Genomic DNA, 11,372 nt, shown 5'->3' with positions numbered 1-11,372 from the left:
ATGGTTATAGTAAAAGGATGTAGGCATAAGAAAATAAGAATACCATAAAATCGTTTTTAGCTTATTTATGGTATTTAAAGACTCTATATTACCCAATTAGAACAGAGCCTTTTTTAAACTCCTTAGTAGGAATCCCAATCGTCTTTAGCGTTTGAGCGTTTTACAAAATACAAGCGGTTGCAATTTTTATGCGGTGTTTCATGAAGAATGATTTTTATATCCCTCTCTTTATAAAGAGAGGGTTTTTATTTTAGTGGGTCTTTAGCGGGTCTCAGCTGAGCTTTTAATGATCACGGTGTTGTAGTCAGGCTGGACAGGGCGTTGGTTAGGCGAATTTTTCATGCGTTTTTTGATTTCAGCCAATTGTTTGGCAGAAACTTCCAAAGGCTCTTCTATGACAAACCATGCCACCCCTTCTGTGCAAGGGGGAGCGGTGAGAGAGCCGTTAAAATGGTAGTAATTGATAGTTTTGGGTAAGAAAGTGTCTAAAGCCACCTCCTTAAAATTTTGTTTCTTTTGAATGCCTTCTAAAATAGGATTAAGGTTGGGGTTTTCTTTCCCTTCTTCAAAACCAATCGCTAAGACTAATAAGCGCCCTTTAGCGTCTTTATGCACGAAATGCGCGCTCAAAGGCCTGGTTTTATTGTTGATTAAAAACTCCATAGGGGCGTGGAAATGCACATTATCCAGCGCATAGTCATGCCCTCTATAATTGATGTGGTTAGTCGGCTCAAACGAAGCTTTTAAAGTATGATGAGTGAAAAAGACCGCTTTAGGTTTGGAAGCGGCGTATTTGAATTGCAAATCGGTTTTATCTTGCGTGTGGTAGTAATGCTCAATGTTGATGGGCGATTGGCTTTTACCGCTTTTGCACACTTCAAAATCTTTGTGCAATTTGTCCCAGCGGTGTGGGCCATTTTCTTTATTTTTATAATCCCATTTGGTATTTTCAGCACCTATAAGAGAAGCCGTAAGCACTAAAGCGATCAAAAAAGTTTTTTTCATTTTAATTATCCTTTATTTTAAAATTCTAAAATTATTAAAAAGGCAACGGCTTAATTTTAGCGCTTAATCAACAATGACCGCAGTTACAAAAAATAGATTGGTTAAAAGTTGGAAATGATTTTAAATTCTGTTTTATATGGTAACAACTCTATTAAATTTTAATGTGCCTATGGAGCGGGAATATTTGTTTCAATCAGCCCCTAATTTACAAGCGGTTAAAATTTTTGTCTTATACTCCAAGCTTTCAAATGGAATAAAATTTAACCCCTTAAGATTTAAATGATGATAACCAAACAATCGTATCAAAAGTTCGCCTTAATGCGGGTTTTTGTGTTTTCGCTTTCGGCGTTTATTTTTAATACCACGGAGTTTGTCCCTGTCGCATTGTTATCAGATATTGCGAAAAGCTTTGAAATGGAGAGCGCGACAGTGGGGCTTATGATCACTGCTTATGCATGGGTGGTGTCTCTTGGATCATTGCCCTTGATGCTGCTTAGCGCTAAAGTTGAAAGGAAACGCTTACTGCTCTTTCTTTTTGCCCTTTTCATTCTCAGCCATATCCTTTCAGCGCTAGCGTGGGATTTTTGGGTGTTACTCCTTTCTCGTATAGGTATCGCTTTTGCCCACTCTATTTTTTGGTCTATCACGGCTTCTTTAGTCATTCGTGTCGCGCCAAGAAATAAAAAACAGCAAGCCTTAGGGTTATTAGCGCTAGGGAGTTCGTTAGCGATGATTTTAGGGTTACCGCTTGGGAGGATCATCGGGCAAATTCTAGATTGGCGATCCACTTTTGGCGTGATCGGGGGCGTTGCGACCCTTATAGCGTTGCTCATGTGGAAATTGCTCCCGCCTTTGCCGAGTAAAAACGCCGGCACGCTCGCAAGTGTCCCTATATTAATGAAACGCCCGCTGTTAATGGGGATTTATTTGCTTGTGATCATGGTTATCTCTGGGCATTTCACCACTTATAGCTATATTGAGCCTTTTATCATTCAAATCAGCCAATTTTCTCCTGACATTACGACGCTAATGCTGTTTGTGTTTGGGTTAGCAGGCGTGGCGGGGAGTTTTTTATTCGGCCGTTTGTATGCGAAAAATTCAAGAAAATTTATCGCTTTTGCAATGGTTTTAGTCATTTGCCCGCAACTCTTGCTTTTTTTGTTTAAAAACTTGGAGTGGGTGATCTTTTTGCAGATTTTCTTATGGGGAATTGGGATCACTTCGCTTGGGATCTCCTTGCAAATGAGGGTGTTGCAACTTGCGCCGGACGCTACGGATGTCGCGAGCGCGATCTATTCAGGGAGCTATAATGTGGGGATTGGATCAGGTGCGTTGTTTGGCAGTATTGTGATCCACCAATTAGGGCTAGGGTATATTGGCTTTGTGGGTGGGGCTTTGGGGTTGTTGGCGCTATTTTGGCTTAGATTCATTACGATAAAATTTAAAAAAACATGAAGGGCGTTAAATGGACTACCCAATAAAGGAAAATCCTTTTTGCGCTAAAAACCATTTTTTAAACTTTAATGGTGTTGCTTAAATCCAATTGCGCAAATGGGTAGATTGCCTCTCTTTTTATGTTAAAATAGAAAAATTTGTCATGAATTTTAAGCGGTGTGGGGTTTAAATGCTCAAAAAAAAGATTGATTTGCATAAAGATTCTATTAGGAAGCTCTTTTTTTATTACTTCATCCCTTTAGTTTTTTCTATGATCTCACTTTCTACTTACTCTATGGTAGATGGCATGTTTGTGGGCAAGAAACTGGGTAAAGAAGCTATCGCTGCGGTCAATATCGCATGGCCTATTTTTCCAGGGCTTATTGCGTATGAATTGCTTTTTGGTTTTGGGGCAGCGAGCATTGTAGGGTATTTTTTGGGTCAAAATAAAACCCATAGGGCTAGGCTTGTGTTTAGTAGCGTGTTTTATTTTGTCGCTATAAGCGCCTTTATTTTGAGCATGGCGTTACTACCTTTTAGCGAAACTATCGCGCGTTTTTTTGGGAGCAATGACGCTTTATTGAGCATGTCCAAACGCTACATTGAAATCATTTTAATGGGCTCTGTTTTTATGGTTTTGCACCCTTTAGCGGATGTCTTTGTGGTGAATGACAAACGGCCCGTTTTAGCGATGGTGGCGATGCTGATTGGATCGTTAGCGAATATCTTTTTCAACTATTGGTTTATTTTTGTTTTGGAAGTGGGGGTTCAAGGCAGCGCAATAGCCACCGTGATAGGGCATGCGATAGGGGTTTTAGTCTTAATGCAGCATTTTTGGCGCAAAAAAGGGCAATTGTATTTTATCAAGCGATTTTCTTTGTCTTCAGTCATTTCTTCAGCCAAAAGCGGCGTGCCTCAAAGCACGGCAGAATTTAGCGCTTCTATTATGATTTTATTGTTTAATACCGCTATCATGCACACGGCTGGGGAAAGGTTTGTGAGCATGTATGGGATCGTTATGTATAATGCGATTATCTTTTTTACGACTTTATTTGCGATTTCTCAAGGCATCCAACCGATTGCGAGTTTTAGCTATGGGGCTAGAAATTTAGAGCGCGTGCGAGCCGTGTTTGTCTTTGGTTTGAAAGCAGCGTTTTGTATAGGGATTGTTTTCTATGGCGCTTATTATTTTTTAGATGAATTTTTAATCAAGCTTTATTTGCAGCCAAGCGAACAGGATGCACTCTTTATGCAAGAGACTAAAAGAGCGATGAATATTTATTATGTTGGCTATATTTTTTTAGGCATGACTTTGTTGTGTGCGGTGTTTTTCCAATCCATCCAACGCACTAAAAGTTCGTTTATCATCACCCTTTCGCACACGCTAGGGTTTATTATTGTCCTATTGCCGATTTTAAGTCATTTCTATGGGATTAATGGCGTTTGGGTAACTTACCCTATCGCGCAATTTTTAGCGTTTTTAGTAGCGTTAGGGGTAACTTATTACGAAATCAAAAAAGGGGTTTTCACCACTTATAAAGAGAAAAACCCTATCGCTTTGAAAACTTAACCAATAAATAAGGTAAAATTAAGACATGCATGCAGAATTTTTCACTTTCGCGCTCATCATGCTTTTAATTGTGATGGCCCCTTATATGTCTAGAATCTCTCGTTTGCCTATCACGGTCGTGGAGATTTTATTTGGATCTGTTGGGGCGTATGTGGGTTTTATTGAGCCAACTAAAGGCTTTGAAATCATGTCTGAAATTGGCTTTTTGTTTTTAATGTTTTTATGCGGTTTGGAAGTGGAGATTTATTTGTTTAAAAAATTAGGGGTTTCTCTTTTAAAACGCATTTTTGCTTATCTGTTGATCTTATACACGCTTTCATTTATCCTTACTTTTAGCCTTAATTTAGAGCCTATTTTTATGGTGATTTTCCCTATCATTAGTTTGGGCATGATCATGACTTTAGTCAAAGATTATCGTAAAGAGATTTTGTGGCTTGATTTAGTCTTAAAAGTGGGCGTTATTGGGGAATTGTTAAGCATTTTTGGTTTGGTGGTCGTGGATGGGGTGTATTCGCATGGTTTGGGCGTGGATTTAATCAAAGATTTAGGCATTCTCATTGTTTTTTTAATCTTAATTATCGTGGCGTTTCAAATCTTTAAGACTTTGTTTTGGTGGTTCCCGCATTTAAAGCTTTTTGTGATGCCTAAAAGCAGTCAGTTCAACCAAGACGTGCGTTTTTCGCTCATGCTCTTTTTTTCACTGGTTGCGATCGTGGTGTGGCTCAAAATAGAAATGGTTTTAGGGGCGTTTTTGGCAGGGTTAGTCGTTTCTACTTTTTTCCCTCATAAATCAGAGCTGATCCACAAGCTCAATGATGTGGGTTTTGGGTTTTTTGTGCCTTTGTTTTTCATCCATGTAGGCTCTACTTTAGACTTAAAATTAGTGTTTTTAAACCCGCATTTGATCCTTCAAGGGATACTGATTGTCATAGCGATGTTAAGCTTGCACTTGATCACTTCAACCTTATTGTGGCGCAAATACTTTAAAGAAGCTAAGCATTTATTTTCATTCGCCTTAGGGGCTTCTATGCCTTTAACTTTTTTAGTAACCACCGCCGCAGTGGGTTTAAAAGCGCAAGCGATCTCGCAAAACACCTATTACGCGTTGCTCATGGCGGCTATTTTTGAAGGGGTGTTATTCACGATTGCGATTAAAATGCTCAACAAAAAAGCTTAAAGCTTTAAGCGTCTAAATACTTAGCGTCGCTAAAGCTGTTCGCTTGAACGTTACTAAACGCGTTTTCTAAGCTGTCAAAGAAATGAGGGTGCAAGTTTTGCATTTCTTTTAAGAAATTTTTAGTGGCTAATCGTGCGATAGGGGGTTTATCGGAAGTGGGCTGTTTGGCTGGGCAATTGCAATCAGGGGCAACCGGGATATTTTGAGAAGTGACAAAATGAATGCTGCTGGCTTCTCGAACCTTAATCAAAGGGCGGATCACTAATAAGCCGTTTTCAGCCCTATAAATGGGGGGCATGCTCCTCAAACTCCCGTTATAAGTAAAATTCATAAAAAAGCTCTCCACCGCATCATCTAAATGGTGCGCGATAGCGACTTTATTATAGCCTTCTTCTAAAGCCTTAGAATACAAAGTCCCTCGCCTCAAACGAGAGCAAAACGAACAAAACGAGCTTTTTTCACGGCGTTTTTCGTTGATCGTGGCAGCGATTTGGGTGTAAATGATCTCATGCTCAATGCCTTGTTCTTGGCACAAATCGCTCAACCATTTTAAATTTTCGCCCAAACCATAATGCACGGTAACCGCTTTAAAATCAAATTTGAAAGGGGTATGTTTTTGCATCCTGGCTAAGATGCAAGCGAGCATGATAGAATCCTTACCCCCACTCAACCCTAACAAGATTTTATCGCCTTCTTCTATGAGTTTGTAAGTGGCGTTTGTCTTGCCTACAATGTGTAAGACTTTTTTGGAAATTTCATAAGCCATTTTTGATCCTTGATTTTATTTTCTAAACTTTCGCGCTAAGCGAATGATTTCTTCTTCGCTAATGTGATCGGAATTATATTTCACAATAATGATTTCTTCGCTAATATTGACATACCATTCAATGATTTTGTCCCCTAAAGTTTCAAATTGTTCCTCATTATAAGCGTCTAAAGGGAAATAGACATTTTTTTGCTTGGAAGGGTTATGGAGTAAAAAGAGCGATAAGCCCCAAATAAGCCCTAAAGCTACAACGATTAAGCTTGTGTTAGAAACGCCTAAATGATGGTAGCTCAACCCCCCGCTCACGCCCCCAGCAAAGCTCCCTAAATAGCCAAAAGTAGTGAATTGCCCTAAAACCTTGCCTTTTTCATTTGCTCTGGCGAACTTAGACGCTAAAGATTGCATGATAGGCTCTAAGGTGGCAAAACCAATAAAGAAAAACGCCACCCCAACAATAAAAAGCCATAAATATTTCCCTAAAAAGCTAGAGTCCGCTAAAAACAAGCACAAATAACTCACAATAAACAACAGCACACCAGAAAGCATCACCCCCTTAGGCTTGTTGTATTTTTCAGCCATAACGCTCGCTATCCCCATGCTTAAAACCCCCAATAAGGCTCCAGGCACATACACTAAGATCAAAAAGCTTTCATCTTTATGGAATTCATTCACTAAGGCTAAAGGGATTAATACAAAAATAAGCGTCATGAACATCTTTTCAAAAAAAGAGCTTAGATGCAAAAGATACAAGGCTTTAGAGTTGGGTTGATAAGCCTTTATATTTTTGATTTGGTAAGAAATTTTGGGGGCGTCTTTGACTTTTAAAAGCATCAACAAACTCAATAAGGTTAAGATCGCCGTGAGCAAGAAGAGCCATTTTGCCCCCCCAAAAAACGCCACAACCCCGGGGCCTATGGCCATGCTTATGGTAAAGCTAATGAAAATAAACGCTCCCATGATCGCCATGGCTTTGGTGCGCTCTTCTTCTTTCACTTCATCCGCCACCATCGCGCTAACGACCCCCCCTAAAGCCCCCATGCCTTGAATGAAGCGCCCGATAACGAGCGTGATAATATCGTTCGCCACAAAGCACACTAACGAGCCAATTAAAAACAACAACAAGCACACCATAACCACCACTTTACGGCCTATCTTATCGCTAAGAATGCCCATGGGGGTTTGAAAAATGATTTGCGTGAGATACGCTCCGCCCACAGCCAACCCCACGAGTAAGGGACTGCTTGAATGGAAACTATCCGCATACAAACTAATGACAGGCAAAACAATAAAAAGCCCCAAAAACCGCAACGATGAAACTAACGCTAATGGAAAAATTTTCTTAAACATGCGGGTTATTTTACAAGAAAATGCCCAACTTTTGTCATCAATTTGAGAAAGTAAGATCGTAATAAAAGTTTAATGTAGTTTTAATGGATTTTTAAGAAAATTTTTTGTATAATCTCATTCTTTATTTTTTATAAAATTGCTTGTGTCAAGGTAGCTCAGCTGGTTTAGAGCGCTGGTCTCATAAGCCGGAGGTCGGGGGTTCAAGTCCCCCTCTTGACACCATGATTTGATTTAATCTTCATTTAATTTTCGTTTAATCTTTTTTTTAGCAAACCTAAACTACAATAGCCTTGCATCTTTTAATTTCTTAAATTAGGGATTTGACGATGATTTTTAGCTCTCTTTTTAGTGTTGTAGGGATGGCGGTGCTTTTTCTTATTGCTTGGGTGTTTTCTAGCAATAAAAGGGCTATAAATTATCGCACGATTGTCAGTGCCTTTGTGATCCAAGTGGCTTTAGGGGCGTTGGCTTTATATGTGCCTTTGGGTAGGGAAATGCTGCAAGGCTTAGCCAGCGGCATACAAAGCGTGATCAGTTACGGCTATGAGGGGGTGCGTTTTTTATTTGGTAATCTCGCTCCAAACGCTAAGGGCGATCAAGGGATAGGGGGGTTTGTCTTTGCGATCAATGTTTTAGCGATCATTATCTTTTTTGCTAGCTTGATTTCACTTCTATATTATTTAAAAATCATGCCTTTATTTATCAATCTCATCGGTGGGGCGTTGCAAAAATGCTTAGGCACTTCTAAAGCAGAAAGCATGAGTGCAGCGGCTAATATTTTTGTAGCGCACACCGAAGCGCCCTTAGTCATTAAACCTTATTTGAAAAGCATGAGCGATTCAGAGATTTTTGCGGTCATGTGCGTGGGCATGGCTAGCGTTGCAGGGCCTGTGTTAGCCGGGTATGCGAGCATGGGCATTCCTTTGCCTTATTTAATCGCCGCTTCGTTTATGTCCGCTCCTGGGGGGCTGTTGTTCGCTAAAATCATTTACCCGCAAAACGAAACCATTTCTAGCCATGCAGATGTTTCTGCAGAAAAGCATGTCAATGCCATAGAAGCTATCGCTAATGGGGCAAGCACAGGGCTAAATTTAGCCTTGCATGTGGGAGCGATGCTTTTAGCCTTTGTGGGAATGCTCGCGCTCATTAACGGGCTTTTAGGGGTTGTAGGGGGGTTTTTAGGCATGGAGCATCTGTCTTTAGGGTTGATTTTAGGCACACTCTTAAAACCCTTAGCCTTTATGCTAGGCATTCCGTGGAGTCAGGCCGGGATTGCCGGAGAAATCATAGGCATTAAAATCGCGCTCAATGAATTTGTGGGCTATATGCAGTTATTGCCTTATTTGGGCGATAACCCTCCTTTAATCTTGAGCGAGAAAACTAAAGCGATCATCACTTTTGCGTTGTGCGGATTTGCTAACTTAAGTTCAGTCGCTATGCTCATTGGAGGGCTTGGCAGTTTAGTGCCTAAAAAGAAGGATCTCATTATAAGGCTTGCTTTAAAAGCGGTGCTTGTAGGCACGCTTTCTAATTTCATGAGCGCGACTATCGCTGGGTTATTCATAGGATTAAACGCTCATTAAAAGGACAAAACATGCAAAAAAGAGTGGTAATCTTATTATTGGATTCTTTTGGTATAGGGGCTAGTGAAGACGCTAAGGATTTTGGCGATTTGGGGGCGAACACTTTAGGCAATATCGCTAAGGCTTGTTTCAATAACCTGGCTGATTCTAACGATCGCAGTGGGGCTTTGAAACTGCCTTATTTAGAGAGTTTGGGTTTAGGGTTGAGCGCTCTAAAAGCTGCAAATGAATTGCCTTTGGGTTTCCAACCACAACCCAATTTAATAGGGGCTTACACTTATGCGCAAGAACTTTCTAGCGCTAAGGATACGATTTCTGGACATTGGGAGATGATGGGCGCACCCGTTCTTTTTGAATGGGGGTATTTTAAAGACAAAAATGATTCGTTTCCTAAAGAAATTTTAGATGAAATCATGCACAAAACTAAGATTAAGGGCTATTTAGGGAATTGCCACGCATCAGGGACAGAAATCATTAAAGATTTGGGCGAAAAGCATTTAGAAACTTTATACCCCATTTTTTACACTTCAGCGGATTCGGTGTTTCAAATCGCTGCGCATGAAGAAAAGTTTGGGCTTGATAACTTATACGCTCTTTGTGAAGAAGCGTTTCAAATTCTAGAGCCCTTAAAGATCGCCAGAGTGATCGCAAGGCCTTTTATTGGCACCAATAGAGAGAATTTCAAACGCACCGCTAAGCGCAAAGACTATGCGATAAAGCCCCATAAAAAATTGCTTTTTGAAACATTCATTGAAGAAAAACAAGGCGAAGTCATTAGTATTGGGAAAATCGCTGATATTTACGCTCATGTGGGGATCACTCAAAAGTTCAAAGCCGGTAGTTTGATGGAATTATGCGATGTTACTTTAGAGCGAGTCAAAAACGCCAAAAACAACAGCTTGATTTTCACGAATTTTGTGCATTTTGATAGCGATTATGGGCATCGGCGCGATATTAGCGGGTATGCTAACGCTTTAGAGTATTTTGATATGCGCTTAAAAGAGATTTTAGACAATTTAAGGGAAAACGATTTGCTCATTCTTTGTGCCGATCATGGGTGTGATCCTAGCTTTAAAGGCACCGATCACACACGAGAATACATTCCTGTTTTGTTCTATCACAAGGATTTACAACCAGCCTTTTTAGGCAAGAGCGATTCGTTTGCGGATATTGGGCAAAGTATCGCTTATTTTTTGGGATTAAGCCCCTTAGATTATGGCAAAAACTTATTAAACTTTAAAGGACAACCATGACCCCTCACATTAACGCCAAAATCGGCGATTTTTATCCTCAATGCCTTTTATGCGGCGATCCTTTAAGGGTGAGCTACATTGCGAAAAAATTTTTACAAGACGCTAAAGAGATCACGAATGTGCGTAACATGCTAGGCTTTAGCGGGAAGTATAAGGGTAAGGGGGTTTCTTTAATGGGGCATGGCATGGGCATTGCGTCATGCACGATTTATGTAACCGAACTCATTAAAACCTATCAGGTTAAAGAGCTTTTAAGGATTGGCACTTGCGGGGCGATTAGTCCAAAAGTTGGCCTGAAAGACATTATCATGGCAATTGGAGCTTCAACGGATTCTAAAACCAATCGGGTGCGTTTTTTAAACCACGATTTGAGTGCAACGCCTGATTTTGAATTGAGTTTAAGAGCGTATCAAACAGCAAAGCGTTTGGGTATTGATTTGAAAGTGGGCAATGTTTTTTCAAGCGATTTTTTCTATTCTTTTGAAACGCATGCCTTTGATTTGATGGCTAAATACAACCACTTGGCTATTGAAATGGAAGCGGCAGGGTTATACGCCACGGCGATGGAACTAAACGCTAAAGCTTTATGCTTATGCTCGGTTTCAGATCACTTAATCACTAAAGAAGCCTTAAGCCCTAAAGAAAGAATAGAGAGCTTTGATAACATGATAACTTTGGCTTTAGAGATGATGAGTTAGCCTTTTTTGTTGCCCCCATAAGTTAAGGATAAACTTTTAAGGAAAACCCTTAAAGCTAAAAGCCTTAAGGGAACTTTGGAAAAATTAAAGCTATCGTTTTACAGAAACTTCGTTTTACAAAACTACCGCTTCAATAAAACAACAACTTTACACCCCAAAAACGAAATTTCAAGGTATAATGTTTTCCAAGAGTTTTTACCATTTTCTGTTTTCATGGCAAACTCCCATTAAAAATTATCCCCATAATTGCACTTATGGGGGTGTTTATTTTACAACAATCTTTCTTAAAGCCCCAATCTAAATTAAAAAAGCAAAACCTTACCCCAAATAAAGAACGCTAAAAAGAATATTAGGGCTAATTTAAAGAGTTTTTATAACCCCATAAGTTAAGGATAAGCTTTAAAGGAAAACCCTTAAAGCTAAAAAGCCTTAAGGGAACTTTGGAAAAACTAAAGCTATCGTTTTACAGAAACTTTGTTTTACAAAACTACCGCTTCAATAAAACAACAACTTTACACCCCAAAAACGAAATTTCAAGG

The 11,372-nt window shown here is 39.8% G+C and carries 9 protein-coding genes and 1 tRNA gene; 7 read left to right on the top strand and 3 right to left on the bottom strand.

The window, feature by feature from the left end:
• Nucleotides 1–261: 261 nt before the first annotated feature.
• Nucleotides 262–1,005 carry a carbonic anhydrase gene (locus EWZ81_RS04230; RefSeq protein WP_079360868.1) on the bottom strand — a complete coding sequence of 248 codons (744 nt, stop codon included), beginning with the start codon at nt 1,003–1,005 and terminating at the stop codon, nt 262–264.
• A gap of 279 nt (nt 1,006–1,284) precedes the next feature.
• On the opposite strand from EWZ81_RS04230, the gene EWZ81_RS04225 reads away from it, so the two are divergent.
• From EWZ81_RS04225 to EWZ81_RS04215, 3 genes are all read left to right on the top strand, one after another.
• Complete coding sequence (locus tag EWZ81_RS04225) at nt 1,285–2,460, top strand: sugar transporter (RefSeq protein WP_165549123.1); 1,176 nt, start codon at nt 1,285–1,287, stop codon at nt 2,458–2,460.
• Between the two features lie 169 nt (nt 2,461–2,629).
• Nucleotides 2,630–4,009: an HP1184 family multidrug efflux MATE transporter gene (locus tag EWZ81_RS04220; protein WP_165549122.1), complete on the top strand. Its 1,380-nt coding sequence runs from the start codon at nt 2,630–2,632 to the stop codon at nt 4,007–4,009.
• A gap of 25 nt (nt 4,010–4,034) precedes the next feature.
• Complete coding sequence (locus tag EWZ81_RS04215) at nt 4,035–5,186, top strand: cation:proton antiporter (RefSeq protein ID WP_000542884.1); 1,152 nt, start codon at nt 4,035–4,037, stop codon at nt 5,184–5,186.
• A gap of 4 nt (nt 5,187–5,190) precedes the next feature.
• Here the strand turns inward: EWZ81_RS04215 and EWZ81_RS04210 are convergent, their stop codons facing one another.
• A complete protein-coding gene (locus EWZ81_RS04210) occupies nt 5,191–5,952 on the bottom strand; it encodes a tRNA 2-thiocytidine biosynthesis TtcA family protein (RefSeq protein ID WP_165549121.1) in 762 nt (253 codons plus the stop codon).
• 15 nt (nt 5,953–5,967) lie between these two features.
• The gene (locus EWZ81_RS04205; protein ID WP_341846694.1) at nt 5,968–7,260 is read right to left on the bottom strand and encodes an MFS transporter; all 1,293 of its coding nucleotides are present in this window, start codon (nt 7,258–7,260) and stop codon (nt 5,968–5,970) included.
• Nucleotides 7,261–7,443: 183 nt separating this feature from the next.
• Here EWZ81_RS04205 and EWZ81_RS04200 point away from each other — a divergent pair.
• From EWZ81_RS04200 to deoD, 4 genes are all read left to right on the top strand, one after another.
• Nucleotides 7,444–7,521: transfer RNA gene (locus EWZ81_RS04200), tRNA-Met, on the top strand.
• Between the two features lie 104 nt (nt 7,522–7,625).
• Nucleotides 7,626–8,882 (top strand): NupC/NupG family nucleoside CNT transporter, encoded by a 1,257-nt coding sequence (locus EWZ81_RS04195; protein ID WP_127961146.1) that lies wholly within the window; start codon nt 7,626–7,628, stop codon nt 8,880–8,882.
• An 11-nt stretch (nt 8,883–8,893) separates the two neighbouring features.
• Nucleotides 8,894–10,135: a phosphopentomutase gene (locus EWZ81_RS04190; RefSeq protein WP_165549119.1), complete on the top strand. Its 1,242-nt coding sequence runs from the start codon at nt 8,894–8,896 to the stop codon at nt 10,133–10,135.
• Nucleotides 10,132–10,833: a purine-nucleoside phosphorylase gene (gene deoD / locus EWZ81_RS04185; RefSeq protein WP_165549118.1), complete on the top strand. Its 702-nt coding sequence runs from the start codon at nt 10,132–10,134 to the stop codon at nt 10,831–10,833. The genes EWZ81_RS04190 and deoD overlap by 4 nt, the downstream gene beginning before the upstream one ends.
• The last annotated feature ends 539 nt before the right edge of the window (nt 10,834–11,372 follow it).

It is taken from the genome of Helicobacter pylori (genome assembly GCF_011140715.1).
Taxonomy (GTDB): Bacteria; Campylobacterota; Campylobacteria; order Campylobacterales; family Helicobacteraceae; genus Helicobacter; species Helicobacter pylori_DA.
This window is presented reverse-complemented; position numbering and strand designations above follow the sequence as displayed.